Raw genomic sequence first — 26,818 nt, forward strand, 5'->3', positions numbered from 1 at the left:
AGATCAATGCTAGTGAAGCACCCTCGGCAACGCCAAAGCACGGAATTGCGCGCAAAGGCTGTTTCCTATTTCCTTAGTTGTCATCGTTCGAACGAACGGACCTCGTTCATTGCGCTCGAGGTTGTCTGAAACTCCGAAAAGGCTGCCCTGCTCATGCCGCAAGCTGCCCTGTCTGGTCACTCCAGAGCCTCCACGATAGACCTGTGAAGCCCTCCCCGACCGCGTGTATCGTCCGGGTCGAGACCGTGGTGTAGAGCGCGGTGATGTCGAGCATGCTGTGCCGGATTATTCGAAATGCGCGTGCTGACGAGCGCAGCTGAAGGCAGTCAGGTCTCATGGTTCAAAGGTAGCGGCCAGCCCCGCCCCGGAAGGCGTGGTGCGGCCAGCTATTAAATCATCCCGCCTAGCTGACCGAGGCCTGTGGACGACTTCACCCATTTCCGTCAAAGGCCGGTTCTCCCTGCTTTCTTTGTGTCGGCGGGGGTGTCGATGACGACTGGCAAGTCTGGTAGGATCAGATAGCGCCATCGGACGCTGGGCTCGTGCAATCCTTTTTCAATCTGACCTGATCATCCTCCCCAGCCGCCGCCCCCGCTTCCACCGCCGCGTCCGCCACCGCCCCCAGACGGAATGACAGGCGCGGGAACAGGCTCGTCCTCAACCGGTATAATCACTTTCTTCGCAGTTTTTTGTTTGCGAACGGGCTCGACGACCTTCGGCGAAGGAACCCGGCGAAGGATCTTCGGCTGGGGCGTTTCGACCAGTGGCGTCGGTTCAAGTTTCGGAACCAGGGAAGTGCAGCCCATAAGCCCCGCCAAGAAGCCGGATAACGCTGTTCCAAGTATTGCTTGTTTCAAGACTCCGCCCGCCATTGTCTCCTCCTTGGTCAAAACAAGTCCCGACGCGGATTGGCTTCTTCCCAGACTCGTCTGGCCGCGTTAACCAGTTGGGTGTCTTGTGAACCGGAGCCAGGAAGCCTCGATTTCATTTCCTGTCGCAATTGCTTCAACGCCGCTGTTTTTGGCTTCGGTCCGAACTTCGCAAGCGTCCTCTGGGCGTCCGGCAGTTCTTTGCGCACGTCAAGTGCGGCCGCAAGCGCAAGGAAGCGCACGGCAAGGGCCTGGTCGGTCTTGTCGCCCTTTTGCATCTCGAGGGCCGCGCGATCGTAAGCTGCGAACGGATCACCCCGCGCGATCCCAATTTCGAACAATCTTTGCGCTTCTGCGAGGCTCCGTTCCACACCGACACCGTCCCGATACATGCGTGCGAGGCTGCCAGGCGCATAGGGCTGGCCGAGATCGATTGCCTGCTGAAATAGCGCTAGTGCCGTTTTGGGATCCTTCTCAACGCCCTGCCCGGACAAGTAATTGCGCCCGAGCAGGTTCATGGAATACATGTCCTGCCGCTGGACACCGGCTTGCAGGAAGGCAACAGCGCGGGCCGGGTCAGCGGTTACGCCGTTGCGGCCCTCGGTGAAGATCGCGGCCAGATCGTTCATTGCATAGGTGTGCCCCATAGCGGCCGCCTTGAGCAGCAGGTCCAAACCCTTGCTGGTGTCGGGCTTGACGCCGTAGCCATTGAACAACGCGCGACCCCACGACGTCATCCCGTAGGGATCGCCTTTGTCGGCGGCCGCCGCGTAAAGGGCATTGGCCTGGGTGCGGTCCAGGGCCACGCCGGTTCCGGTCGCATACATGTAGCCGAGTTCGAACACCGCGCGTACATGTCCCTTCCTGGCCGCCTCCTCGATGGCTGTCTTGGCTTGTTCGACCTTGCCTGCCGCAAGCAGCGCCCGCCCCAGTTCATAGCGGAAGCGCGGGACTTCCGGATAAGCCTTCGCCGCGGCCTCGCAAAGATCCACCGCGCTAGCGCCAATTTCGTTCGGCAGCAGGCCGGGGGTGACGCCTTGCAGATCGAGAGGTTCGCCGGCAGCCGTGTCGCACGGATCGATCGTCGGCGACAGTTTCATCGTGGCCGGCTTTGATGAGCTGCTGTCCGCCCGGATTTCGAAACCGACCTCGACCTTGGCTTGCGCGCCGATCTGCGGTTCATAGCGCAGCCGGTCGACCTCCCCGGCCATCAGGCTGGACTGCGGCGACAGCGTTCGATCGGGCAGCGAGAGCGTTCCCGTTGCCGGATAACTCGATACTTTCAGGCTGACGGCGGGATCATCGGTCGGGAAATCCAGGTTCAGCGCAATTGGACCCACGCCCACGGGAACTTCGATGTCGCGGTTGCCGATCGCCTCGGCCGCGCCGGTGATATGAATGCCACGCTCCAGCACCTGCTGCTTCTGCTCGGCCTCGAGCGAAGCCACGATCTGTTCGCCTTGCGCGCCTTCGCCGCTCTTGACCCGGAACACGACGATGCCTTGGGTCTGGCCACCCCAGTCGTCATGCGTCGCATAGGCCAGCATGTCGACCTCTTCCTGCGGGGCGACTCCCTTGGGAACATCCATCTGCAGACGCGGCAGATCCTTGCCTTGGATCGGCACGCCCAACTCGACAGGCTTGCCGTCCAGCATCAAACGCCCCAGGGTGGGCGGTCTTTCGATGCTCAGGGTAATCGTGCCACCATCGACATCGACCGGTTCAGGCAGACCCAAATCGACGGGTCCGACCCCCGACAGCACGACCTTCTCCAGCACCGGCGGCAGCGAGGGTCGATTGCTGCGGCGCATCAGGACGACTTCGTCGATCAGCGATGAGTTCTCCCAGGGAACCTGGAGGCCGTTTGTGGCCTCGACCACATCGCGGCGCACCGCCGCCATCACGGTGCGGATCTCCTGGTTCGGGGCCAGCGCGCGACGGGAAAACGCAGCCGAAAACGGGCTGAGTTCGCCGGCGCCGTCATAAGCCGCCGCGCCGGGTTCGGTGGCGAAAGCAATCAAGGTGTTCAGCGAGCTCCTCACCTGCGCGAGCCCGGTATTGCCGGCAGTAATGAGCTGGTCTCTCAGCCAGTAATTCTTGCGCGGAAACGGATTGTTGCGGCAGGCGTCGAGTATGATCACCTGGATCTTTGATTTCGAGCGTAACTGTTCCAGCACATCGTTGAGCTTGATGGCCTGGACTTCGATGTCCGCCGCCTCCTTCAAGGAGGCATCCACCGGGATCAGAAAATTTTCGCCGCCGATCTGGAAACCGTGGCCGGAGTAGTAGACGACGGCCAGTTCTGAGCCGTCTGCGGCGGCAAGATAGTTGCGGAACTGCTCCTCGAATTGCAGCTTCGTCAGATCGCTTGCGACAAAGACGTCGAATCCTGCCAGTCGGAACGTTTTGGACACGTCCTCGGCATCCTTGGCCGGGTTTTTGAGTGCGGGGAATTGTCGGTACTCCGAGTTGCCGATGACAAAGGCGACCCTTCGGTCAGCGCAAGCCTCAAAGGTCGTGAAGCTCGCGAGGAGGAAGGCTGCGATGATTCCGCAAAGTCGGAGCATGGCAAATCCCTTGAACGCTATTGCCTCGCCCACAAGAACACGGCATGTGCCAGCAAGGTCCGTCAGAGAGCATGCAATCTGCCGAGACAAAAAGAGAGAAAAGCCGTCGCGACAGCGGGCATATTCCTCACTTGATTGAATGCTAAATTACATGAGGGACCGAGTGTCTGCAACGTCTGTCACACCTCCAGGCGTGCTCTTCCGACCCTGGCGCTCTGCTCGGTCGGCCACGCGAGACTTACGAGCCTGCCAGTTCAACCACGCTACGGATCAAATCCGGGTCACGAAACAGCTCACGGCGACACAGAGCTGGACCCGCGGCCGCGCCAGACCACATGGCCGCTAGACAGTCGACCGGATTGAGCACTGCGGCGGCCGTCGTAAGCAAACTCTTGCCGTTGCCCAGCGAAGCGACATTTTCACGATTGTCCCGGCAGCTCGAATTGAAAAGCCCGGCGGCTCTGCGCGGTTTTCCACCATCGAGACGAGGCAAGATTGTTGGGTCCGAGTGTATGGCGGAGGGGGTCGTGTCCCCACAGGTGGTGTAGCTCGGCGGTAGCGAAGCCGTTCGCGAGCGCGCCCTTGATAGCGCTGTAGCGAGCGAGCGGCTTTGCGGTGGTCATCGGCGCTTTCCGGTAGGGTTTGGTTGTTGACGCCAACCCATTTCGGAAGGACCACCGATAACCGACGACATGATGAACCTGCGCACGCTCGTGGAGAAGACCCCGGATGCCGATCTCTTGCGCGAGATGATCGGCTTTGCCGCCGAGCGGCTGATGGAAATGGAGGTGGGCGCGGCAACCGGCGCCGCCTATGGCGAGAAGAATCCGCTGCGGCTCGCCCAGCGCAACGGCTATCGCGAGCGCGACTGGGAGACGCGGGCCGGCACGGTCGAGCTACGCATCCTGAAGCTCAGGAAGGGTTCCTACTTCCCCGGTTTCCTCGAACCGCGCCGCATGGCCGAGAAGGCGCTGACCGCCGTCATCCAGGAGGCCTACGTCCAGGGCATCTCGACCCGCTCGGTCGACGACCTGGTCAAGGCCATGGGCATGAGCGGCATCTCGAAGAGCCAGGTCTCTCGGCCGTGCGAGGAGATCGACGGCAAGGTCAAGGCCTTCCTTGAGCGGCCGATCGAGGGCGACTGGCCATACCTGTGGATCGACGCCACCTACCTGAAGGTCCGCCGCGGTGGGCGGATCGTCTCGGTCGCTGTCATCATCGCCGTCGGCGTCAACGCGGCCGGCCGGCGCGAGGTGCTGGGCATGGAGATTGGCACGTCGGAGGCCGAGCCGATCTGGACGGAGTTCCTGCGCAAGCTGACACGTCGCGGCCTGCGCGGCGTCAAGCTCGTCGTCTCCGATGCCCACGAAGGGATCAAGGCGGCCGTCACCAAGGTGCTGTGCGCGACATGGCAGAGGTGCCGCGTCCACTTCATGAGGAACGTGCTGGCCCATGCCGGCAAGAGCGGGCGCCGGGTCGTCTCAGCCTTCATCGCCACCGCCTTCGCCCAGGAAACGCCCGAGGCCGCGTCCGTACAATGGCGCGCCGTCGCCGACCAGATCCGGCCGAAGGTGCCGAAGCTGGCGACAATCATGGACGACGCCGAGCCGGACGTACTTGCCTACATGACCTTCCCGAAGGAGCACCGTGCCAAGCTGCACTCGACGAATCCCATCGAGCGCCTCAACGGCGAGATCAAGCGGCGCACCGAGGTCGTCGGAATCTTCCCGAACGACGACGCGATCGTGCGCCTCGTGGGCGCAATCCTGCTCGAACAGAACGATGAATGGGCAGTGCAGCGGGCCAGATATATGACTCTGGAAACGATCAGCCAGATGAGCGATGATCCCCTGATCAGCCTGCCAGCCGTGGCGCGCTGATCAGCCCGGCCCATGCCGGAGAGCACGGCGACCAATGTCGTCAGCTACACCACGCCGCGGGACACGATCGCGGAGGGAGAGGAACTCGTATCCAACCTTCTGCGCACCTCACCAGACAATCGTTCATATACGCCGAACGGATCGCCGGAACAGCGATCGGTACGAGCCAGGTTGCTTTAGCTGCGGCAGGCGGGCCTAAACCACGCCATGCTGTGGTCGCGTGCCAGGAAGGGTACGCGTGGAACAATGGCTTCTCTAGAAAACGCCGCCAATCCCAATTCCGCCACTGATATCGGGAGGAGCCGCTGCGGGAGGCGAGGATTGCGGCTGCGAGTTTCTGGCATTTTTTCGGCTGGGAGCACCCTTTTTCCGCACGGGGGCGACGTCTGAGGCGACACTTGCTCGCCTTGGCCTCTGCAGTACGGTCACGGGGTCTTTGCAGATGCGGCCGGAGTGCAAAAAGAGCTCCCCCAGAAGTTCAACGGTCGGCTCGGTGGCCGACGGTGTCCGCTTGATGTTCTTGTAATACGTGCTGAGAGCATGGAGCGAGCCCTTGCCCCAATCTCCGTCAACCGTCATGCGATAACAACCCAGGCGGCGCAATTCTGTCTGGACACTGCGTACGAGCTCGGCTTTCTTTTCAGGCTTCGTTGCACCAGCCTGCGTGCCAACGATCAATGTTTCAAGACCGGAGATCACACTTTTCCGGGCCCCTTCGAGGCTGGCAGTCTCCGTACCGACCGCATCGGCTGAAGCGCCGGATGGCGCCGAGGCGTCCAGCGATCGTAAAGTCTGTCCCACGATAATCACCGCAGTCTGCAAGTCGTTGGAAGCAAGTTCTACCTGCAGTCTTTGCTTCGCGACAGGATCCGACAGGATACGCGATAGGCTGGCGCTCAACTGAGCCGGGTCGAGCACTTGCTGCTCGGTGAAGTAAAACTGCTCGCGAAGATTGGACTGATCCCACGGGACCTGACGACCGGCAGTGAGTGCTTCAGTCTCGTTGCGCACGCGGATCATCATGTCCGAAATGCTGAGCCCTGGGATCTCGACATTCTTCACCAGGGCTGTAGTGAACGGGCTGTTGTCTCCCGAGCCGTCCGCCGTGATGTTGCCTGGCTGGGTTGCAAAGGCAACAAACGTGTTTTCGCCCACTTCGACCTGCGCGAGCCCATTCATTACGCTTGGGCCTTTGCCCATCGGGTTGTTTCGGCACGCGTCGAGGAAAATGAAGGTCTGCCGTTCCCGACTTGAGAATCGTGCGATCAGGTCGTTAAGCTTGATTGCTTTCGCAGTCAGTTCCCCGATGGTTTCAGGATCGGGCGTGTCGACCGGCAGCAGGTAATTTTCGCCCTGAAGCTGCAGGCCATGGCCGGCGTAGAAGATCAGTACCGCGCTAGCGCCCACAAGCTTGCCATCGGCATGGCGAAAGAGTTCGCCGAAACCGGCAAGGGAGAGATCCACTCCCAGCAGCACATCAAAATTCAGCCTTCTCAGGCTTTCGGAAAGCCTTGTGGCGTCGTTCACCGCATTGGGCAAGTGTGGGAGACGAACGCTTTGGTAGTCGGAGTTGCCGATGACAATGGCGAGCCGCTTGCTTGGTTGTTCCGTTGGTTCATCTTCGACCGCCGCTTGAGCGCGTACCGATCCAACCAGTGCCACCAGCAGAACCATTATGATGCGCAGGAAGGGGCTGTGGGTCCTGTAACAGGCTCGTTTCAGCATGCGACAATCTCAGAGTCGTCGAAGTGTCGAACCGGCTCACGCTACTCTTGCGCGTGAAACTTATGTCTCGGAGTGCAGCGGCTTTTTTACACCAGAAATCACCTCAAAGAAAGCGCAAGGGTGGTGCTAGCCCGCTTTCTTGACGCAGTGCTCATCCGAGAGAGTAGCGCTGGCGCGTGCAATCGACAATCCGGTCGGCAAGCTCCGCCGCAGGTTCTAGCAAGCAGAAATCGAGCAATGTACGAAACCCATATCCCACGCGGCGAGAACCTGCTACACTCTTGGCAGCGCCGGTGCAATATGTTGCACCCACGCTGCCACAGCCAGATATTGCATTGAGACTCTTCTGCGTATCGCATCCCTTATTACATTGGCTTTGTAGTTAAGAGGGGAAAGGACAATGAAGGAAAGCTTCGCTCGGCGCTTGTGCGCAGCGGGCATGTTCTCGTTTGCCGCTGCATTGATCTTACTGCCTTCTCAAGCAAGCGCCTGCATTATCGACAGTGAAGGCGTCTTTCTGGACACGAACTGCTATCTTGGAGGTGCGACCAACAGCGTAATTGTCGACACGTCTTTGCGGGCGCTTGGTGATGTAGTTGACAGCGTGGTCGAAGCGGACGTCGGCCTCGCGAACGGGGTTCCGCTCGCCCAGTCTACGCCGTTCGGTGTTTTCGCTTCCGGTCAGTTGGCTCGCACGGAACATGACGGCTTCTCGATTTCGAATAGCTTGGGCGTGCTCGATGGGCCGAGCTTCCGCGTCGATGAATTCTCCGCTGCCATCAGCGTCGACTTCAATGCCGCAAAGCATTTTGGATTCGGCAGCGAGCATGGACTGAACCTCGGCCTGTTCGCCGGGTATGCCTCGGCCAAAGTCGATTCCGATGCGTTCGGGTTCATCGGGGAGGGTGAAGCAACCAACAGAAGTGGGATGTTCGGCGGCTACGGGCTCATTCGACGCGGCACGAGCTATGCGCTCGTGGCAGCATCTGCCTTCCTTGGGAACACCGACATCGAAAGGGGGGGACGCACTTTCGGCAGCTACGACACACAGGGTTATGCACTAACAGGCTCAATTGGTCGCATCTTCAACCTGACCGATCGGGTGCGACTCGACATCCGTGGCGGATTGTTGGGCGTCATCTTTACCGGCGATGGATACACAGACAGCTTTGACACTGTCTATGGAAAGAGCCGGTTGTCGTTTGGCGCAGTCAAATTCGAACCTGGAGTTTACGGTGATTTTCTGCTCGGCAATGGCATGGTGATCAGCCCCTATGCGCGATTGGATATCCAGCAGCGCTTCGGCTATTCCAACACGGCAAGCGCCGACGGTAGACAGAGTGACTTTGACGACGCGGACTTTTCGGCTGCACTGTCGTCCGGCTTCAACCTGAAAATGTCTCAATCGATAATGCTCAGCAGCGAAATTCGCGGTAAGTGGTCTCAAGACAGTTCAACCGTCAGCGGCAAGCTGGGTGTGAAGATCGCCTTTTGAATTCGGGATTGGGATCCGGTAATTGGGCTGGCCAGCAAAAAAGCTGATCATCGCCATTACCAGCTATTCAGCGGCGGGATGCGTTTGATGCGGCTGGTCAATAGCGCGGGCGATGACCCGGGGAGCGGGTCCAGCAGGGTGCCCAAGCGCGGATGGTGGCCTTCCCGCTGGGGATGAAATGCAGATTGGCGAATCCTCGTCATCGCGGTGGTGGCTCCGCTCGGTCGGCCGCGCGAAACCTACGAGCCAACCAGCTCAGCCACAACGACAGATCAAACCGGGGTCGCGCCGAGGCAGTGCTGCTTTTCCAAGGCGCTTTAGGGTCGCCAGTATGCCGGCCTTTATGCGCCGCGCAGTCGCTGCGAACCCTCACTGCACCCCATTTTTTCAGCCCGCGCCCGCGCACTGGCCCGTTAACGGGATTCGGTCGAAGGGTGTGGAGACCGAGCTCCTACATCTTCGAGAGGAAGCGAGCGCCTTTGCCTTCTTGAAAGCTGCCGACGCTACACTTCTTTTTTGAGCAAGACGCGCCGGTCCGGCTTGAAGGGTGGGCCGATCCGATAACGGTTCACGGCGGTACAGAGCTTGATCCGGGACTCCCAAGAGACACCTCTCGATCCGCGGAAGATCGGGTCTGCGCTAGGCCGGCCATCGTATGGCACTTAGCCGTCAGAATTTTGGCAGTTAGGGCCGGATCTTGAAGTTTCAAACGAACTCTCTCAGCATGTCATCGCCGTGGCGTTAGCCGCGGCTTCCTTTAGCCCCTGTGCGCCGCCAGCAATGTCGCGTAGACATGCCTGCCGGCATTCGGCGCTGCGACGTGAGAATCCCATGCGAATGCTGTCGCGTACCCTCTTCCTCTTCCTAGGGCTCGCCGCCGCCAGCCTGTCGCCCGCCCGGGCTGCGGCGGGCGATTGCGCCGATGCCGCCGCGCTGGTGCAGCAGGCCTATCCCAAGGCCCGAAAGAGCGCCGGCGGCACCTCGTTCACGCTTGAACCCCATACCAGCATCGTCTCAACGCTCCCGCAGAGCGATGCGCCATTCGGACTGGCCTGCAGGACCTGGCCAGCCCATGACGACCTGCTACTGGTCGCAGTGCCGCTGATCGACACCGCTAGCGCCGACCACCTGCATGTCGGCGATATCGAGCTTCTGGTCATCGACAGGAAGAGCCTGCGGGTGCGCCAGCGCCTGCTCCAACCCGGTCTGATGACCGATGACATGATTGTCATTGAAAAGGTGGAATTCGACACCGGCCGTTATGCACTGGCCCCCGATGTCAGCGCATTCGGCCTGCGCATCGAAATGGCGCACCATTCGCTGACCGCCCCCTTCACTGAAACCGACCTGCGGCTTTACGCTCTCGTGCGCGGTGAACTCAAGGTGGTGCTCGACGGCCTCGTGGTGGCCGGCTCTGGCGGCGACAGCGATGGCAGTTGCGCCGGATCCTTTCATTCCAGCCAGGTCAGCCTGGCGATAAGCCCGGCGAGCCATCATGGCTATCACGATATCACCGCGGTTGAGCGGACGAATACCGACAATCCCTTCCCCGACCAGAATGGCGAATGCCAGTCCCATCCCGGCAAGGCTGTGAAGCGTACCTACCGGCTGCGCTATGACGGCAGCCGCTATGCGGTCCCCGCGGCACTCAAGGTGATGGGGTTGTGACGCGGCCGCACACGTCCCTGCCTTGGTTCGTCAATGTTATCAATTCCAGTTGAATGGGTATCGACCGTTAATTCTCTCGTGCTAGGAGGCGCGCAAGGGGGCTCTTCTCGAAGGAGCTGATGATTTGTGGTGGTCAAGATTCAAAAGGGGTTTTGCCGGAACGTGGGACGACAGACTGGACGGACTATTCTCCGCAAAGGTCGACTACGCCGGAAAATCCATTCTCGATGTTGGCTGCAATATGGGTGTTGTCGCCTATGAGATATCCAAGCTGAAACCCAGTTCGATCCATGGGATCGACATTGCCAAGCCGCATATCGAGACTGCAAAAATGTTATTGAGCGGCTCCCCGGTGCATGCCCGGTTCGATCGCCTGAATCTTGGCAGCCGGCGCCTCGGCAATATTCTTCTACCGAAATATGATATCGTCCTGCTGCTGGCCGTCTATCAGCACATGCAGCGCAACATCGGCCCAGGCAAGGCGCGAAGGGTGCTTTCCAATATTGTGAGGCGCACCTCGAACGTCGTTGCCCGCGTTCCGCCTGGAACGGATGGCGAATTTATCGAAACGCTCTCTGACGAGGGTTTCCAGGTCAAGAGCACTCACACGTCGCCTCTTGGTAGTCATGTGCTGGTGCTGGAGAAACCCACCCCAGGAAATCCGCAGCCATAGGGCCTCGCCAGTGGCAATCTGCCCCACTAACATCCCATGTGTCAGCAGCGGGCGCCGACCCGCTGCTGGCTGCAACTCACCCCGGGAGCTCCGATTCGCCGGCAGAAAGCATTTTTGCAGATGGACTTCGCGCCAATGCCGTTGACATTGAGGGCCGCGGCCGCGGTGTTCTCTGCCACCGCCTTAACAGACCGGATGCGCCCGCTGGCGTAGGTGACGAATACCAATTTGGCCGTCACGGCGAGAGCGCTGGCCGTCCGGCCTGCGGTCAGCGCGCCGCCGGTGTCCAAATTCAGCCATGTGCGCAATCAGCTCGCAGGCGCCCGTTCAGCGCTCACGGCTCATGGCGCCGGACGGGTGAACAGAACTCGGAATTGCTTCTCCGCACGCCGCAGTCCCTCATCTGTCAGAACCACTGAGTTCGCCTTGTTTGCCGGATTCGCGATCAGCCCCTTCTCGTGCAGGCGATCCAGAGCATTCCAATCCAACCCCTTCCAGGCGCGCCTCTCTTCATGCAGCGTCAGCCAAAGCAGGCCCATAACGGCATCGTCGATCTTGTCGGTGTCGATCTCCATGCAAGCAGTCTAACATGGGAGAAGGCCTCTGCCACGATCCACACCGGATGGCTACTGCCTGCCACGAGCGTTCGCCTGAAAACAAATGCTCCACTCAGGCGTCACATCCTCGACGGCGTCATTGGGGGGCGACAATCCGGGACGGGATTGGAGTTCATCATGATGCCTAAGCGGCCGTGGCAGCCATTGCCGCCGGCAATGAAATGCGGATCGGCGAAATCCTCGTCGTCGCTCTGGTTGCGCTGACCGTAGGCGAGCGGCGCACCATTCAGGTGCACGTCATGCTGCCGGCAGCGCGAAATACCGCGTCACCCGCCGCGGTGTCCCATTTCATAGTGCGGCCGAAACGCGGATACGTTTCGCGGGACACTTTCTTTTCCGACGCGCTCTCCGGCCGCAGAAGGCTCAGGCACCACGAGAAGCAGGCCGCGAAGCTCATCGAAGACATGAAGCATGTCGAGGCGGTCCTGCATTTGTTGGAACCTGGCTTCAATGCCCGCGCCATGTCCGTCAAGCGGCGATCCAAACCCACTGTTCAAGCGCGGCTATATCATCCGGGCCGCCATTGACGCTCTGAGGACCGCTACAGCGCCAATGAGCGCTGAGGAGATAGCGTTGGTCCTACTCCGCTCAAAGGGCGTTGAAGCGCCTACGCGAGAAGAATTGCATTTGATGTATGGTGCGGTGAGCGCATCGCTTAAGATCAATGCCAGCGTGACCCTACACGACGGGCGCTCGCGCCGCTGGACCCTTGTCTAAACCCTAGATTTCCGCCATCCCGCTTTGCGCGCAGCTTCCTCAGAGCAAAACCAGCGTTCGCCTTTAAGAAGATTGATGCGCGTCTCCCTATAATATTCCTGTCCGGGAACGTGATAGATTTTCTCGCCAGTGTTGTAGCTGATATTGCCCTTGATGCCGCAGCCTACAGCGGCGGGAGCGAGCTCAAGGGCGAGCAGGCCAGCCAAGACCGCTCCCCCGGTCGCGATCTTCGCCCACAATGGCGTCCCATCCGAACGATGGCGCCTGCGGCGATAACGCGCGCGGTTGTACCGAGTGTCCTGATAATGGCGGACCATGCCTTCTCCCCTTGGGGAGAATGCTTCCTTTGCGGCAGAGAGTCCAGAACTGGCCTTATGCCGCCAGACGGCGTTGCCAATAGCCGGTGAAATCGACTCATGGTTTCTGCTTCAAAGCGTTTCCGGCAAGACGCTCGACTTGTTCGCCGTTGGTGTTGCGCCGGTTTGTCTTCGCGCCATGCCGCTTCCTGAGCGTAGCGGAGGAGATAGACGCCAGCGATATGGTGACCAAGGCCGATTTCCGCCCGACGCAACCGGCTGAAATATTCCTCCGCCACCATTTACCTGATCATGCCGGTTCACCGGCATGATATGTTTGTCTGCTAGGTCGGCAAATCCCGTGGCGGTTGCGCCATAATACCGTTTTCATCGAGCGGACACTGACTCTGGTACCGTGCCGGGAATGAGCTATAGTTCAGATACTAAGACGGCCGGGCGCTTGCACAATGGCTGGACTGGGTGAACAGATTGCGCGTCAGCAGCGCGCCATGGGACCGCTCCTGGTGGCGGCGGTGGTCATTGGCCTTATCGGTCTGCCCGTGGCAGCCTGGCTCGACCTGCGAGACCTGTCGGAACGCATGCTGCGCAGGCAAGCCAGCGAAATCAGCCGGATCATCGACGAAATGCGCGGATTCTACGGCAGCGATGTCGTGGGACGCGTGCTGCAGGCACACGGCGCCGTGACTGCGACGCACAACTACCGGGACGTGCCGGGTGCGATCCCTATTCCGGCGACCCTCTCGATCGAACTTGGCAAGCGCATCAGCGCCCACGACGGGTCCGTCAAATATCGGTTCGTCTCGGATCTGCCTTTCAAAGGTCGCGCCCCCCACCAGCTCGATGCGTTCGAGCGGAATGCAATCTTGGCTTTGCGCGCCAACCCGAAGGAGCCGATCATCGAAGTCTCGGGTTCACTGTTTGACCGGCAGGTCCGCGCCGTGGCCCCTGTAATAATGGGACAAGTCTGCGTGACCTGCCATAACTCACACCCGGACAGCCCCAAGACCGACTGGAAGGTAGGGGATGTTCGAGGTATCCAGGAGATATCGGTCAATCAGCCTATTGCTGCGAACGTGCTGACCTTCAAGTATCTGCTCCTATATTTCGGCTTCGCGGCGGCGGCGGGCCTGACGTTCATTCTCCTGCAGCGTCGGCAGTCCGCGTTGATCCAGGGGATCAACAAGGAGCTTTCCGAGGCAAACGACTTCCTGGCCGCGATTTCATTGAAGATCGCCAAATACCTTTCGCCTCAAATCTACAAAAGCATCTTCAGCGGCCAGAAGGACGTCACCATCGCGACCGAGCGTAAGAAGCTCACGATCTTTTTCTCCGACGTCAAGGATTTCACCGCGATCGTGGAACGGCTCCAGCCCGAGGACTTGACGCTTCTCCTCAACGAGTATTTCACCGAGATGTCGACGATCGCGCTCAGACACGGCGGCACCGTCGACAAGTTCATCGGCGACGCGCTTCTTGTGTTTTTCGGCGACCCCGAGACGCAAGGCGTCGAGGAAGACGCGAGAGCCTGCTTGCGCATGGCTGTCGACATGCAGCGTCGGGTGGAGCAGTTGAACAGGGTGTGGCGTGATCGCGGAGTTGAACGGCCCTTCCGAGCTCGCATGGGCATCAACACGGGCTATTGCAATGTTGGGAACTTCGGTTCCGATGATCGGATGGACTACACGATCATCGGAGCCGAAGCGAACCTGGCGGCCCGTCTGCAGTCGATTGCCGAGCCCGGCGGCATCTGCCTCAGCTACGAGACTTACGCGCTCGTGCGCGACCTCGTCCGAGCACGTCCGTTGGCACCGATTGCCATGAAGGGGATCAGCCGGGAGGTCGTCCCCTACGAAGTCGAGGGCCTCCTGGGTGAACTCGCCCAGCGCCCTCAGGTCATCAGCGAGCACGCGACTGGCCTCGACCTGTTCCTCGACGTTGAGGCAATCGACGAGAACGGCGTCGAGCGGGCGAAGAAACGACTTTCGGAGGCGCTCCTGGCCTTAACCATCCGAACGAAGCCCGCCGCATTTTAAGTTCTTGTTCGTGACGCAATGTCGACCGGAGCCTGCCACAGAAATCAGGTTCAATGCCGTCTCGGCCACCGTTATTGACGCACTCGGGTGCTATCACGAGGTGCGACTAGGAACGGCGTTCCGAGACGCGACGGCTCTCGCGCCTCTTTCCTGAGTTCGACGTGATCTTGTCGTGATCGCACTTTTTTGGGCAGGCGGACGCACCCGAGCAATCTTGCCCCGAATTCGCCCCGAATTGAAGATCAGTACTGACACCGTGACAGCATAGCCGTTTTTCAACCAGGGGAGAAAACGAAGTCGCTGATGATCCAGGACAGAACCACGGTTGGAGTCGTGGTCCCCATGTTCAATGCGGAGCAAACCATTTGCTCCACCCTGACCAGCATCTGCCGGCAAACCTATCAGGCACTGGATATTATTGTGGTGGACGATGGTTCCGCGGACAAGTCCGCATCGATCGTGGCCGCCTATGCCGAGAAAGATCGACGTGTACGGCTCATAAGACAGTCGAATGGTGGCGTTGCGCACGCTCGCAACCGCGGCGCGGCCTCCACCGACGCGGAATTTCTGGCGTTTGTCGACGCTGATGATCTTTGGGCCCCATCGAAAATCGAACTGCAATTGCGCGCCCTGCGCGAAGGCGGCTCTTCGGCGGGATTGGCCTACTGCTGGTTTGCACACATCGACCAGGATGGTCGGGTATTTTCGCTCCGCCATCAGCCCGACGCCCAAGGTCAGGTACTCCAGCGCATGTGCAGACAAAACGTGGTCGGCAACGGAAGTTCGGTGCTTTTACGTCGCTCCGCATTCGAGCGAGTGGGGCAATTTGATCCGTCCTTGCGAGCTAGGAATGCGCAAGGCTGCGAGGACCTTCTGCTGTGCCTCAGAATAGCGGAAAATTATGAGTTCCGCCTCGTGCCGCAGCATCTTGTCGGTTACCGGATGACGAACGTCAACATGTCGAGCGATGTCATGCAGATGCTTCGTTCCTGCGAAATCGTTCTTGCCGAATTTCGTGAAAGATACCCGTCATTCGGGGGCGATTTCGATGCCCATCTGGTCGACATGATCCATTGGCTTGCCACAAGAGCTTTGATTGAGGGACGGTTTTTCGCTGCAGGCGAGCTGCTGAGGAGACTCTTTGTGATGGAACCAGGCGTTGCGATCTCCCGCCTGCCCAATATGCTGGAAGAATACTGCAGGGGCCGACTGGTTCCTCGATGGCTCAAAAAGAGCGTGCGACGAATGCGAAACGACAAGAGCGAATTTCGACCCCTCTATAGCGAAATGAGCTGGTGAAGATGCCTTTGACGCCGAACCGGCGCGCAAATCTGGCGAATGCAGAACTCTACAGGCTGTTTGGCCCGGATGGCTGCACAGGTATACGTCACGTGGATTTAGACACCCAGGTCGCACCCGAGGATTGCGATTCCGGCATGATCGTGGTGTGGCGCGACGGGCTTCCAGTCGGGCATTTGCTCAGAGGGAGCGACGGTGAGTGCCGCATTACCCCGATCAAGGCTGCTGCGGCCCCAAGGCTTACCCCACAGGTTCTGAACCTGCCGCGCGCCAGCGTGGTCATATGCACGCGCGACAGGCCGAACGAGTTGCGGCGCTGCCTCTCGTCGCTTCCACAGCAAAGTGTCCCTCCGGCAGAGATCATCGTGGTCGACAACGCATCGACAGGCAGCGAAACGCGCGAGGTAGCGGTCGCTGCCGGCGCAATATACGTCCGCGAGGATCGACCCGGATTGGATATTGCCCGTAATCGGGGGGCTGAGCGTGCATGCTCGGAAATCGTTGCCTACACTGACGATGACGTTCTGCTTCATCCGCAATGGCTTGAGCAGCTGATCATAGCATTCGACAACCCTTCGATCGGCGCGGTGACTGGCCTTGTACTGCCAGCCGAACTTGCCACCGAAGCGCAGCGCTATTTCGAGACGTTCTGGAGCTTCGGGCAAGGCTACATACCCCAATTTTTCCGCGCCGCCGACTTTGCCGCCAGCAAGCACGAGGTGTTCCCGGCCTGGAAAATCGGTGCCGGTGCCAGCATGGCCTTCCGGCGCGAGGTGTTTGACCGCGCGGGGCTGTTTGACGAGCGCCTCGACGTCGGCCAGGCTGGATGTTCGGGCGACTCCGAATATTGGTATCGGCTTCTCGCCAACGGATATGATTGCCGGTACCAGCCCACCTCCGTCGCATTCCATTTCCACAGGCGGACGATGGAAGGCCTGGCCAGGCAAATCTATTTCTACATGCGCGGTCACTCGGCCGCGTTGCTCGTCCAGCATGAACGGACTGGCGTGAAGGCGAATTTGAGACAGGCTTTCAAATGGAAGCCGCTTTGGTACCTGGGCAGAGTTCGCAGAAGGTTGTTTGGACGCAGGACCGCCGAGGATCGTTTCCTTTGGCATGAAATCGCCGGCTACGCCTCAGGAATCCTGTTCTACCTCCGAACCAAGCGCAGGTAGGGCGACGTGGCGGACAATCCCTGGGTTTCAATCGTGGTGCCCGCGCGGAACGCGGAGCTGACGCTGGCACAAGCACTCGACTGTCTCCTCGGTCAGGATATCACTGATTGGGAGGCGATCATCGTCGACGATGGCTCGAGTGACGGCACCGCCGCAATCATCGCCAGTTATGTCGAGCGCGATCCCCGATTTCGCACGCTGAGTTCTTCTGCCCATAGCGCCGCCGGCGCGCGCAATCAGGGGCTCTCTTCAGCGCGCGGACGCTGGCTGATGTTCCTGGACGCGGACGATTGGGTGGACGCCAGCTTTCTGGCGAAAATGCTGGCCGTGTTGGAAGCCTCGCCCGATTCAGTAGCTGCCTATTGCGGTTCTCGCCGGGTGATGCCCGATGGTGCACTTACCCCACCGAGCAGTGCGCCCGAGGTCGCAATCCAGCCTTTCGAGACATTCGCGCGCCGCTGCGCCATCCGCACTCACGCGTTGCTAATCGATCGCGCGACAATTACCGAGTTGGGCGGCTTCGACGTTTCGTTGCGCACCTGCGAGGATTGGGATTTGTGGCAGCGCGTCGCGCGTTTAGGCAAACGCTGGGTGATGGTGGACGAGCCGCTCGCTTTCTATCGGAACAGCCCCGGCTCGCTCACCCGCAATTCGACGCAAATGCTGGCAGACGCGGAAATCGTTATCGCTCGCGGCTTTTCCGCCGATCCCAGGGTCAAGCACCCGGCATCCGCTCACGCCAATGGAGCGATTTCGGCGCACGGCGGAACCGCTTCCGAAGCACTCGCGTGGTTCGTGTTGTGGAACGCCGCATCAGATTGCGGCAGTGGCGGCGGGTCGATCGAGCCGCAGACGCTGCGCGCGCTCCCGGCCAGATTTGAATGGGCCCGTGAAATCGCAAAGGTGGTCTTCGACGGTCTGATGGTAGGGAGTTTTGCGGCGCCGCAGCAATTGGCTGCGAGATGGGAAAGGTTCGGCGGTCCCCTCACCGATCTGATCGCTGAACTCGCCAAGATCTGGAGAGATCCGGTTGCGGGTCGTCGCGTACAATATCATCTCGAGCAAATGCTTCTCGACTTCGACAATCTCGCCGCTCCACGCAGACTGGCGCGGACGCTCGGGATTCGCGTCGATGCCCGAAATCCGACCTCAACCGACCTGCCTGAAGGGATCGATCAAATCTATGCTTATTTGATGGTGGATGGCCGGATCGAGGCTCTCGTCCAGTTCGGCGTACTCGGGACAGTGACAAAGCGTCACTGGATTGAACTGCTACTGAATGTAATGCCTGCCCAAGCGGTCACACGCGATCTCTCCGGATTTAAGCGCATGGCATTCCGCTTCTGGAAGGGTGCCGCGCGGCTTGCGAGCCGTTCGCCTTCGCTGCCCCTGGAACAGGACGCAGGAACCGGCAAGACAGATATGTTGGCTGCACAGGCCATGATGCGAATAGCTGGACGCCGGTCTGATCGGGACAGCCACTTCGGCAAACTCGCGGGATTGGCAGCGGAAGCGCAACGTCTGGTGCGGTCGAGCGCCGAAACTAAAGAGCCTCTTGCAGCGCCGCGGCGTGCGCAGGCGGACGGTGGCCGGGACAAGGATCGCAAGTCGTTCTGGGATCGCTATTTTGCGACCGAAGATCCCTGGAACTACAGTTCACCCTACGAGCAGGAAAAATATGAGCGGCAGCTCGAAATTCTGCCGGCCGGTCCCATCGGGCGAGCGCTTGAGCTGGCCTGCGCGGAGGGCCACTTCACGCGGCAGTTGGCCCGGCGAGTGGGTCATCTAACCGCAACCGACATCTCTGCCGTAGCCGTCGAACGCGCGCGTGAGCGGTGCAGGGACCAACCGAACGTCGAGTTCGGCGTACTGGATTTCGCCGCCGATACCCTGCCGGGTGCCATGGATCTGATCGTTTGCTCGGAAGTGCTCTATTTCCTGGACGATCTCGCCGAATTGCGGCGCGTCGCCACAAAACTGGTGCAGGCGCTGGTCCCCGGTGGCAGCTTCGTCACCGCGCATGCATTCGTGCTTCGTGACAATATGGAACGAACGGGCTTTGATTGGGACCACAAATTCGGAGCGAAACTGATCTCGGAGACGCTGGCTGCGACCGAAGGCATTGTCCTCGAGCGATCGATCCAAACCGAGCTCTATCGCATTGACCGCTTCCGCCGCCTGTCGCCGCAGGATGTGTCGATGGAAGCGAGGATCGATGAGGTCCCAATCCAGGCGCCAATCGAGACGGAGGTCGCGCGGAAGATCGTCTGGGGCGGGGCGCGGGCCTTGCGCCGCGACGTCGCACGCAGCGAGCGCCGGGAGCGTATCCCTGTCCTCATGTATCACGGCGTCGCCTATGAAGGTCCGGCCGCGCTCGCCCGCTATCGGGTTGCACCCGCTATGTTCGACAGCCAAATGGTGTGGTTGCGCGCCAACGGCTTCCACGCGATCATGTCAGAGCAGCTGAAATGGTTCATCGCCAACCGTCACCCTTTCGTGGGCCGCCCGGTGCTCATCACGTTCGATGACGGATTCCAGAACTTTGCCGACCATGCCTGGCCGACCTTGCGCGCCAACGACCTGACCGCGGAAGTGTTCCTGGTAACGGATCTAGTGGGTGTGAGCGCGCAGTGGGATGCCGACAGAGGTCCGCCGGCACCACTCATGGATGCCCGGACCGTGGGACGCCTTGCCGCCGAAGGCGCGTTCTTCGGAAGTCATCTGGCAACGCATCGTGCGATCGATGGTCTTTCGAGCTCCGAGCTGGCCTCTGAGTTGCTGCGCTCGCGTATGTTCGTGGAGCGGTGGACCGGTCGGCCAACCACGGCGTTCGCGGCACCCTTCTCTGTCACCGACCGACGGCTTGGCAGGCTGGCCAAGGAGTGCGGCTATCGAATCGGCTTCGGGGGCAGATACGGGCCGGCGGACCTCGATTGCGATCCCATCGACCTTCCCCGCATCGAGGTGCGCGGGGATCGCTCGCTCGACGACTTTGTTGCGATGGTGGAGGCCGTCCTCGAATGAACGGCAAACTCGTCAGTGTCATTATCCCGGCTCACAATGCCCAAGATACAATTGACGAGACGCTCCGCAGCGTCCGCTCGCAGTCTCACCGCGCGCTCGAGATTATTGTCGTCGACGATGGCTCGCGCGACCAGACTGTCACCATCGCCCGACATCACATGGAGGCCGACCCGCGTGTGCGGCTGATCGAGCAGGAAAACGCTGGCGTGGCTGCTGCCCGCAATACGGGTTGGCAAGCGGCGCGGTCTGATCTGATTGCATTTGTCGATGCCGACGATCTGTGGGCGCCGACGAAGATTGAGCGGCAACTGGCTGTGTTCGATCGGGCGGACGAGAAAGTGGGGCTCGTCTACTGCTGGTATCTGGTCATCGATGCGCAGGGCGCGGTAACGGATGATCAACATCGCCCAAACTGGCGGGGCGATGTACTTGAACGTCTGTTCCATGGCAATTTTGTTGGCAACGGCAGCGCTGCCTTGGTGCGCCGGCAGGCGCTGATCGACGCAGAAGGTTTCGAGGGCCGGCTGCGAGAGGCCGGCGCGCAGGGTTGTGAGGACATCCTCTTCTACTGTCGCGTCGCGGAAACATATCAGTTCGAAGTCGTCGAAGAGCCGCTGGTCGGGTATCGCTACCTACCGGGGAATATGTCGAGCAACATGACACGAATGCTGCGCTCCTGGATGCTTGTGGTGGACGAGATGCTCGCCCGCCACCCCAATGCGGCTTCCACGCTGCGCCAAGGTCTGCATTTCTATTCGGCCTGGCTCCTGGAGCGGACGTTGCGCCAGAGGCGCCTAAGGTATGTGCTGCCGATCCTGTCGTTGCTGCTTCGCCGTCATCCCGCTATCGCCATGCGGATAATCGCCGTGGATTTGCCCTTGATCGGGGCGCATTTGGCCAAGCGCGTCGCGACGAAGTTGGTGCGCGCTCGCCTGCCTGTCCGGCCGCGGCTGACCGTACGGTTCCCTATTGGGGAAGTGAAATGACCGACGAGAACGGGGCCATACGCCGCGGTGCGGTCCGTGCTTCGTTGCGCGATCTTTCGCACCTGCTTCGCATCGTTGGCAAGCCGCGCTGGGCGACACCCGCGCTGCTCGCGGTAGGCTTTCTGTCGTCATTGGCCGAGACGCTCGGCATCACCCTGATTCTGCTGTTCCTCTATCTGGTGTCCAGCCGGATCACGGAGGCTGGAAATGGCCTTCAGGGTCGAATGCTGGGCATGGCCGTAGCCTGGTTCGGTAGTCCTACCCGGCTCGCCTTCGCGATCCTCCTGCTCATCCTCGCGCGTGGAGCACTGGCTCTGCTGTATTCGTTGATAAGCTCCAGTATCGGTGAACGGATCAGCGAGCGCGTGCGCAACCTCGTGCACGAACAATATCTCAGGGTCTCCTTTGGATACATCCAGCGGCACGAGCAATCGCAGCTGATGGAGGTGCTCGGGACCGAATCGTGGCTGGTTGCGCAAGCCTATGGCGCGGTAACACGGCTCATCATCAACAGCTGCTCTATCTTCGTGTTCGCCGTCTTTCTGCTCACGATCTCCTGGAAGATCTTGCTGATCGCAGCCCTTGGCTCGATGGCGATCTCGGCGATCTTGCGCATCTTTTCGCGACCGGCGCGGGACCTGGGACACCGGGTGAAGAAGATCCATCAGTCGCTCGGCGAGCACATGCTCATGACGCTCCAGGCGTTGCGCACCATCCGCGCCTATGGACAGGAGGCGCTTCATCAGCGTCGCTTCGCGCAATCGTCGGCGGCCGCGCGTGACGCATCGCTGTCCATGATTCGCCTTTCGTCGTGGATCGGCCCAATGACCGAAATCGGCTACCTGGGAATGTTGGGCTCCATCGTGCTGGTCTCCGGGTGGTGGCATATCAGCTTCGAGGTGACGCTGGCCGCCGTGGCCCTGCTATATCGGCTGCAGCCGCATACGCAGGAGTTCGAGGGCAATCTGCTGTTTCTGGCGCAGATACAGCCGCAACTGCGCTCAGTCCTGGAGATGGTCCAGTCCGAGGACAAGGAATATCCATCGCAGGGCACCATAGCACTCGGACCTTTGAACGCGAGTATCGTCTTCGAGCACGTGAGCTTTGGGTATGATCAAAATGCGCCGGTGCTCACTGACCTGTCGTTCGAGATTACAGCCGGAGAAACCACGGCGCTGATCGGCGCAAGTGGCGCTGGCAAGACGACGATCGTGAACCTCCTCCTACGGCTATACGAACCGACTTCTGGCGACATCAGGATTGGCGGTGCCCGGCTGCAAGACATCAGGCGGGACGACTGGCTGTCCAAGATCGCCGTAACGGGCCAGGACGTCGACCTCGTCGAGGGCACGGTGACTGAGAACATCCGAATGGCCAAAGCCGATGCGACCGAAGAAGAGATTATTGTCGCTGCCCGCAGTGCCGGCGTCGCGTCGTTTGTCGAGGATCTTCCCGATCGCTACGATACCTGGATCGGGCAGGAGGGGCTGCGATTTTCCGGCGGCCAGCGGCAGCGCATTGGCCTCGCACGAGCTGTATTGCGCAATCCGGACTTTCTGATCCTGGATGAGGCCATGAACGCACTCGACACCGCGCTCGAGGATCAGGTACGGCGCGCGATTGACAGGCAGCTTGGCAAAAGGACAATTCTGCTGATCACGCATCGGATAGAAAGCGCGCGTGACGCCGCCAATGTTATTTGGATAGAGAACGGCATGATCAAGAGCCAAGGACCTGCCTCCGTCGTTGTTCCTCAATACCAACGTCGCCAGCATGAAATCGTATGTGCTTCCGATTCTGAGGATAAAGCACGGTGACCCTACTCTATGTCTTCAATTGCCCCCAATGCCGTGTGCAGACGCGGAGCCTCTGCATCGACTTGATCCGGCGCGGGCAGTGAATCGAGACCTCGTCGGCCGGGCCGTCGCTGCTCTCTCGACAACGGACAGAGCAGGCCAGCAGGTGGCGCGCCTGTCACAATCGGCCACGATACCAAGCCAGCGCCGTCTCGACGATCCTGTCTATTCCGGATTGCTCGCACACCCAGCCGAGTTCCCGCTCCGCTTTGCCGGCCGCGGCTACGAGCGCTGGCGGGTCACCTGCCCTGCGCCGACCGTAAACCACAGGAAGGCGCGATCCCGAAGCCCGGCTCACCGCATCGACCAGCTCCTTCACCGTCGTGCCAGTTCCAGTCCCGAGATTGTAGACGTGAACACCCTTGTCGCGGAGCAGTTTCTCACCTGCCAGGACGTGAGCCCGGGCGAGATCGGTGACATGGACATAGTCCCGCACCGCGGTGCCATCGCGGGTATCGAAGTCGATGCCGTTGACGGTAAAAATCCGGTCCCGCTTGACCGCCGCCTCGATAGCCAGCGGTATGACGTGTGTTTCCGGTTCATGCCATTCACCGATTTCGCCGTCGGGATCGCATCCGGCTGCGTTGAAATAACGGAGCACGACCGCGTCGAGGCCATGGGCATAGGAGAGATTATCCACCATCCGTTCTATGATTAATTTCGACCATCCATAGGGATTGATGGGCGACTGTGGATGAGTTTCGTCAATCGGAGAGCGAACCGGAACGCCATACGACGCACATGTGCTGGAAAAGATCAGCCTGCCGACGCCGGCCTTCAACATTTCCTCGAGCAACACCAGCGACCCGAAACTGTTGTTTCGGTAGTAGAGTCCCGGATGTTCGACAGATTCGCCCACATAGGCATAGGCGGCAAAATGCGCCACCACATCAGGCCGATATTGGCGTAAAGCCGCCGACACGGCCTCGGCGTCGGAAATGTCGCCCTCGACAATCGGCCCCCATTTGACCGCGTCGCGCCAACCGCGCGAGAGATTGTCATACGTGACGACCGACCAACCCGATTCGGCGAAGGCCTTGCAACAGTGTGATCCGATGTAGCCGGCCCCACCGGTGACCAGGACTGTCTTCATTCGGCAGCGGCGGGCCGTAGATACCCCGACGAAACCAAGCCCTCGAAATAGGCAATGGTCTTGACAAGGCCGTCGCGCAACGTCGTTCTTGGCTTCCAATCGAGCTCACGCAGGGCACTTCCGATATCGGGCTGGCGCTGGCTTGGGTCGTCGATGGGCAAAGGCAAAAATCTGATGGTCGACCGGCTTCCCGTGAGTTCGATCACAAGGTTGGCGAGTTCGAGCATCGTGAATTCGACCGGATTGCCGAGATTGATCGGACCGGTAACATCGTCATCCGTTTGCATCATTCGAACCAGACCGTCGATGAGGTCGTCGACATAGCAAAATGAGCGGGTCTGCTGGCCGGTGCCGTACACCGTTATCGGCTCGTTCTGCAGGGCCTGTACGATGAAATTGGAGACAACGCGGCCGTCGTCCGGACGCATCCTCGGGCCATATGTGTTGAATATGCGTGCTACCTTGATTCGCAGCGTGTGCTGCCGCCAATAGTCGAAAAACAGCGTTTCGGCACATCGCTTGCCTTCATCGTAGCAAGCACGCGGTCCAATCGGGTTTACCCTGCCCCAATAATCCTCGGTCTGCGGGTGAATTTCGGGGTCGCCGTAAACTTCCGACGTGGACGCCTGAAGGATCTTGGCGCGAACCCGCTTGGCGAGCCCCAGCATGTTGATCGCGCCATGAACGCTGGTCTTGGTCGTCTGGACCGGATCGGACTGGTAGTGAACGGGACTCGCAGGGCAGGCAAGATTGTAAATCTCATCAACTTCCACATAGAGCGGAAACGTCACGTCGTGGCGAATGATCTCGAAGGATCTGTTGTCGAGCAAATTCGAGACATTTCTTCGGCTTCCGGTGAAGAAATTGTCCACGCATGCAACCTCGTGGCCTTCGCCAAGCAGCCGCTCACACAAGAACGATCCCAGAAAACCCGCGCCTCCTGTCACCAGGATTCGTTTTGCCCGCTGCATTTCGGCGCCTCCAAGGCAATTTAGCCCACCCTAATCTCTGACCAGATTAGGCCGATTGACCAGCGGCGTGCTTTCAATTTTCGTTACCGACAGGACATTGTTGTCAAAATGCGAGGATTCCCAATTCATTGGCTGTCCTGCAGCGGATTGCCACATCCCGAGCTACTTCACGTTCGACCGCAGTTAGGCTGGAGGTCGAGACAGAAAGGTCGAAAAGCTTCCGGGGACGCCAGCCAAAGCGGATGCACCGTGGACAGCTTGGTTCCCGGAGTTCCTTCATCACCTCAACGGTCGTCGTTTCTGCAAGTAAATCAGAGGGCTGCCTGAAGACCGCGCAGCCTTCGCCTCGGTTCCATTCGAGGTTCGGGAGGCCTCGGAGTATCTGTCCGGTCTGGCCCGGTCTGGGCCGCGTCGCTTGCCCCTATTTGGGCCGGCGTGCGGCAGCAATGGCCTGCAACAGATTGATGCTGTTCACGTCGGGTTGACTTGACGCGGCAACGGCAAGTGCGGCGGCCTCGGCTATTTTCACGACGTCGTCGCTGCTGATCGTTCCGCGCTTCTCCAGCAGATTTACAAGTTCGACAACGAGAAGAAAGGCGTTCACGCCATATCGTTCGGCTTTGAGCTCGAACTCGCCTCGAGCCGATTTCCCCGCGTCTCCTTCAGCCCGTTTGTCCACGTTGGCTTCCTCTCCTATGGCGACAAGCTATCAACACTTAGCACGAATGGTTTGATCCTTCGAACTGACCACACCTTTGGCCAGTTGCCGACTGCCGGACCTCGGCGCCGGTGGCAACGCGCATGGCTTTAGCCAAGGATGAGACCTGCCAGCAGTACGGAAAGGACAACGGACGCTACAAGAGCAAGCAGCCCCCATGCCTCCAAGGTTTTATTTTGCGAAAGTTTCATGGGGCGCGCCTCGCTTTTAATTCCTGTTTCGCGGACGAGCTTCATCTCACGCCAGATCGGGCGCGGAGCCGACTTTTGAACGTGAGTAAGCGCTCCTCGGCCCGGAAAAGACCGATGCTGTGCGGGGGTCAGAAGCGCTACCTGTGCGGCGCCCGCCTGCTTTTCGTCGACGCGAGCCATTACAAGAATGACACCCTCTGCAATCTTGGGCTGGCGTGGCGTTTGAGGGAAGCCTGTGAGCGTCTCGACGAGCCCGCCGGCAAAGCCGCCCCATGTCATGCCGATCAAGGCCATGCCGGCCACCCCCGCAAGATCGATGCCCAGAGCTCCAAAAGCGCCAAAGCCGGCCAGCAGACCGGCCGGCCCGCCAACGACGGCGCCGACGCCCGCACCCCGCCAGAGAGTGCTCATCTCATCATCGCAAGCTCCGGCAACACTGATCGGCTCTTGGTTGTCGTTGTAAGAGCCGACGACGCTGATCTGCCGGCGAGGAATCCCGGCAGCCTGAAGCCTGCTGACTGCATGTGACGCCTGGGAATAGGTATCGAAGAGCCTGCTGATCGTCTGCATCATCTGGCATCAAGTCGCCCGCCGCCCCTTTGAAGCGGCATTCTCGTACAGGCTGTCGCGAAAACGCCTTGTCGGGGGGTCTGCCTTGATCAGGCTTGCCCTGGGCTCGCAGATCCCGGCAGAACCTGACGCCGATCTCCACCAGGACGCTCTAGCCTGTTCGCGCTCAAGCTCATGCTCGAGCGCGGCATGGCCGGCCTCTGTCAAACCAGTCCTCTTAAGCGCGGCAACCCGCGGGGCCAGCGCGTCGGTCTCGGGATTCTTGATGTGGAACGCCATCATTCATCACTGTAAGCGGTGTTCTCAGGCCACGGCCTTGAGCTCGAGCTTGTTGATGTAGACCCAAGGCAGGAGATCGTCGATCTGGCTGTTGG

21 protein-coding genes and 2 pseudogenes are annotated in these 26,818 nt (G+C 60.1%); 10 read left to right on the forward strand and 13 right to left on the reverse strand.

Features of this window, described 5'->3' with window-relative positions; all coding sequences use genetic code 11:
- Positions 1-886 precede the first annotated feature (886 nt).
- Positions 887-3,436, reverse strand: coding sequence for a caspase family protein (locus tag NKG60_RS30770; RefSeq protein WP_352869641.1), 2,550 nt, complete (start codon positions 3,434-3,436; stop codon positions 887-889).
- A gap of 419 nt (positions 3,437-3,855) precedes the next feature.
- Entirely contained in the window at positions 3,856-4,059 is a 204-nt protein-coding gene (locus NKG60_RS30775; RefSeq protein WP_352669230.1) for a hypothetical protein, read from the reverse strand.
- 57 nt (positions 4,060-4,116) lie between these two features.
- On the opposite strand from NKG60_RS30775, the gene NKG60_RS30780 reads away from it, so the two are divergent.
- Positions 4,117-5,316 (forward strand): IS256 family transposase, encoded by a 1,200-nt coding sequence (locus NKG60_RS30780; RefSeq protein WP_352976537.1) that lies wholly within the window; start codon positions 4,117-4,119, stop codon positions 5,314-5,316.
- A 255-nt stretch (positions 5,317-5,571) separates the two neighbouring features.
- Here NKG60_RS30780 and NKG60_RS30785 read toward each other — a convergent pair whose 3' ends face one another.
- On the reverse strand, positions 5,572-7,041 hold the full coding sequence (locus tag NKG60_RS30785; protein WP_352669232.1) for a caspase family protein: 1,470 nt from the start codon (positions 7,039-7,041) through the stop codon (positions 5,572-5,574).
- A 400-nt stretch (positions 7,042-7,441) separates the two neighbouring features.
- Here NKG60_RS30785 and NKG60_RS30790 point away from each other — a divergent pair, with 400 nt between their 5' ends.
- The 3 genes from NKG60_RS30790 to NKG60_RS30800 all read left to right on the forward strand — a co-directional run bounded on the left by NKG60_RS30790 (position 7,442) and on the right by NKG60_RS30800 (position 10,877).
- Positions 7,442-8,536 carry an autotransporter outer membrane beta-barrel domain-containing protein gene (locus tag NKG60_RS30790; RefSeq protein WP_352669234.1) on the forward strand — a complete coding sequence of 365 codons (1,095 nt, stop codon included), beginning with the start codon at positions 7,442-7,444 and terminating at the stop codon, positions 8,534-8,536.
- 831 nt (positions 8,537-9,367) lie between these two features.
- The gene (locus tag NKG60_RS30795) at positions 9,368-10,204 is read left to right on the forward strand and encodes a PA3715 family protein (protein WP_352976530.1); all 837 of its coding nucleotides are present in this window, start codon (positions 9,368-9,370) and stop codon (positions 10,202-10,204) included.
- A gap of 124 nt (positions 10,205-10,328) precedes the next feature.
- On the forward strand, positions 10,329-10,877 hold the full coding sequence (locus NKG60_RS30800) for a class I SAM-dependent methyltransferase (protein ID WP_352669238.1): 549 nt from the start codon (positions 10,329-10,331) through the stop codon (positions 10,875-10,877).
- Between the two features lie 41 nt (positions 10,878-10,918).
- On the opposite strand, the gene NKG60_RS30805 is transcribed toward NKG60_RS30800, so the two are convergent.
- The 5 genes and pseudogenes from NKG60_RS30805 to NKG60_RS30825 form a co-directional block, all read right to left on the reverse strand.
- Positions 10,919-11,185 (reverse strand): hypothetical protein, encoded by a 267-nt coding sequence (locus NKG60_RS30805; RefSeq protein ID WP_352976532.1) that lies wholly within the window; start codon positions 11,183-11,185, stop codon positions 10,919-10,921.
- 33 nt (positions 11,186-11,218) lie between these two features.
- A complete protein-coding gene (locus NKG60_RS30810; protein WP_352669241.1) occupies positions 11,219-11,452 on the reverse strand; it encodes a DUF6429 family protein in 234 nt (77 codons plus the stop codon).
- 101 nt (positions 11,453-11,553) lie between these two features.
- Positions 11,554-11,813 (reverse strand): annotated as a pseudogene (locus NKG60_RS30815) (inositol monophosphatase family protein); the annotation flags it as partial.
- Between the two features lie 394 nt (positions 11,814-12,207).
- A complete protein-coding gene (locus tag NKG60_RS30820; RefSeq protein ID WP_352669244.1) occupies positions 12,208-12,528 on the reverse strand; it encodes a sunset domain-containing protein in 321 nt (106 codons plus the stop codon).
- A gap of 97 nt (positions 12,529-12,625) precedes the next feature.
- Positions 12,626-12,803 (reverse strand): annotated as a pseudogene (locus tag NKG60_RS30825) (transposase); the annotation flags it as partial.
- A gap of 171 nt (positions 12,804-12,974) precedes the next feature.
- Here NKG60_RS30825 and NKG60_RS30830 point away from each other — a divergent pair.
- The 6 genes from NKG60_RS30830 (at position 12,975) to NKG60_RS30860 (ending at position 22,862) form a co-directional block, all read left to right on the forward strand.
- Positions 12,975-14,561: an adenylate/guanylate cyclase domain-containing protein gene (locus NKG60_RS30830; protein ID WP_352669247.1), complete on the forward strand. Its 1,587-nt coding sequence runs from the start codon at positions 12,975-12,977 to the stop codon at positions 14,559-14,561.
- A 303-nt stretch (positions 14,562-14,864) separates the two neighbouring features.
- The gene (locus NKG60_RS30835; RefSeq protein WP_352669250.1) at positions 14,865-15,860 is read left to right on the forward strand and encodes a glycosyltransferase family 2 protein; all 996 of its coding nucleotides are present in this window, start codon (positions 14,865-14,867) and stop codon (positions 15,858-15,860) included.
- Positions 15,861-15,952: 92 nt separating this feature from the next.
- Positions 15,953-17,035 carry a glycosyltransferase family 2 protein gene (locus NKG60_RS30845; protein WP_502911927.1) on the forward strand — a complete coding sequence of 361 codons (1,083 nt, stop codon included), beginning with the start codon at positions 15,953-15,955 and terminating at the stop codon, positions 17,033-17,035.
- Positions 17,036-17,041: 6 nt separating this feature from the next.
- Positions 17,042-20,059, forward strand: a complete 3,018-nt coding sequence (locus NKG60_RS30850) for a trifunctional glycosyltransferase/class I SAM-dependent methyltransferase/polysaccharide deacetylase (protein WP_352869650.1) — start codon at positions 17,042-17,044, stop codon at positions 20,057-20,059.
- Positions 20,056-21,045, forward strand: coding sequence for a glycosyltransferase family 2 protein (locus NKG60_RS30855; protein WP_352669258.1), 990 nt, complete (start codon positions 20,056-20,058; stop codon positions 21,043-21,045). Before NKG60_RS30850 ends, NKG60_RS30855 begins: the two co-directional genes overlap by 4 nt.
- Positions 21,042-22,862, forward strand: coding sequence for an ABC transporter ATP-binding protein (locus NKG60_RS30860; protein WP_352869652.1), 1,821 nt, complete (start codon positions 21,042-21,044; stop codon positions 22,860-22,862). The genes NKG60_RS30855 and NKG60_RS30860 overlap by 4 nt, the downstream gene beginning before the upstream one ends.
- 157 nt (positions 22,863-23,019) lie before the next feature.
- Here NKG60_RS30860 and galE read toward each other — a convergent pair whose 3' ends face one another.
- From galE to NKG60_RS30885, 5 genes are all read right to left on the reverse strand, one after another.
- Entirely contained in the window at positions 23,020-23,994 is a 975-nt protein-coding gene (gene galE / locus NKG60_RS30865; protein WP_352869662.1) for a UDP-glucose 4-epimerase GalE, read from the reverse strand.
- On the reverse strand, positions 23,991-24,965 hold the full coding sequence (locus NKG60_RS30870) for a UDP-glucuronic acid decarboxylase family protein (protein WP_352869654.1): 975 nt from the start codon (positions 24,963-24,965) through the stop codon (positions 23,991-23,993). Before NKG60_RS30870 ends, galE begins: the two co-directional genes overlap by 4 nt.
- A gap of 421 nt (positions 24,966-25,386) precedes the next feature.
- A complete protein-coding gene (locus tag NKG60_RS30875) occupies positions 25,387-25,644 on the reverse strand; it encodes a hypothetical protein (RefSeq protein WP_352869656.1) in 258 nt (85 codons plus the stop codon).
- Between the two features lie 128 nt (positions 25,645-25,772).
- The gene (locus NKG60_RS30880) at positions 25,773-26,447 is read right to left on the reverse strand and encodes a general stress protein (RefSeq protein ID WP_352869658.1); all 675 of its coding nucleotides are present in this window, start codon (positions 26,445-26,447) and stop codon (positions 25,773-25,775) included.
- Between the two features lie 6 nt (positions 26,448-26,453).
- On the reverse strand, positions 26,454-26,726 hold the full coding sequence (locus NKG60_RS30885; protein ID WP_352869660.1) for a type II toxin-antitoxin system VapB family antitoxin: 273 nt from the start codon (positions 26,724-26,726) through the stop codon (positions 26,454-26,456).
- Positions 26,727-26,818 lie beyond the last annotated feature (92 nt).

Origin of the sequence: Mesorhizobium sp. M1428, from assembly GCF_040317515.1 — a bacterium.
GTDB lineage: Bacteria > Pseudomonadota > Alphaproteobacteria > Rhizobiales > Rhizobiaceae > Mesorhizobium.

What these genes read in the sequence shown, in the direction of transcription:
- NKG60_RS30770 (WP_352869641.1), bottom strand. Translation starts at nt 3,436, where the DNA reads ATGCTCCGACTTTGCGGAATCATCGCAGCCTTCCTCCTCGCGAGCTTC.
- NKG60_RS30775 (WP_352669230.1), bottom strand. Translation starts at nt 4,059, where the DNA reads ATGACCACCGCAAAGCCGCTCGCTCGCTACAGCGCTATCAAGGGCGCG.
- NKG60_RS30785 (WP_352669232.1), bottom strand. Translation starts at nt 7,041, where the DNA reads ATGCTGAAACGAGCCTGTTACAGGACCCACAGCCCCTTCCTGCGCATC.
- NKG60_RS30790 (WP_352669234.1), top strand. Translation starts at nt 7,442, where the DNA reads ATGAAGGAAAGCTTCGCTCGGCGCTTGTGCGCAGCGGGCATGTTCTCG.
- NKG60_RS30795 (WP_352976530.1), top strand. Translation starts at nt 9,368, where the DNA reads ATGCGAATGCTGTCGCGTACCCTCTTCCTCTTCCTAGGGCTCGCCGCC.
- NKG60_RS30810 (WP_352669241.1), bottom strand. Translation starts at nt 11,452, where the DNA reads ATGGAGATCGACACCGACAAGATCGACGATGCCGTTATGGGCCTGCTT.
- NKG60_RS30820 (WP_352669244.1), bottom strand. Translation starts at nt 12,528, where the DNA reads ATGGTCCGCCATTATCAGGACACTCGGTACAACCGCGCGCGTTATCGC.
- NKG60_RS30830 (WP_352669247.1), top strand. Translation starts at nt 12,975, where the DNA reads ATGGCTGGACTGGGTGAACAGATTGCGCGTCAGCAGCGCGCCATGGGA.
- NKG60_RS30835 (WP_352669250.1), top strand. Translation starts at nt 14,865, where the DNA reads ATGATCCAGGACAGAACCACGGTTGGAGTCGTGGTCCCCATGTTCAAT.
- NKG60_RS30855 (WP_352669258.1), top strand. Translation starts at nt 20,056, where the DNA reads ATGAACGGCAAACTCGTCAGTGTCATTATCCCGGCTCACAATGCCCAA.
- NKG60_RS30860 (WP_352869652.1), top strand. Translation starts at nt 21,042, where the DNA reads ATGACCGACGAGAACGGGGCCATACGCCGCGGTGCGGTCCGTGCTTCG.
- galE (WP_352869662.1), bottom strand. Translation starts at nt 23,994, where the DNA reads ATGAAGACAGTCCTGGTCACCGGTGGGGCCGGCTACATCGGATCACAC.
- NKG60_RS30870 (WP_352869654.1), bottom strand. Translation starts at nt 24,965, where the DNA reads ATGCAGCGGGCAAAACGAATCCTGGTGACAGGAGGCGCGGGTTTTCTG.
- NKG60_RS30880 (WP_352869658.1), bottom strand. Translation starts at nt 26,447, where the DNA reads ATGATGCAGACGATCAGCAGGCTCTTCGATACCTATTCCCAGGCGTCA.
- NKG60_RS30885 (WP_352869660.1), bottom strand. Translation starts at nt 26,726, where the DNA reads ATGATGGCGTTCCACATCAAGAATCCCGAGACCGACGCGCTGGCCCCG.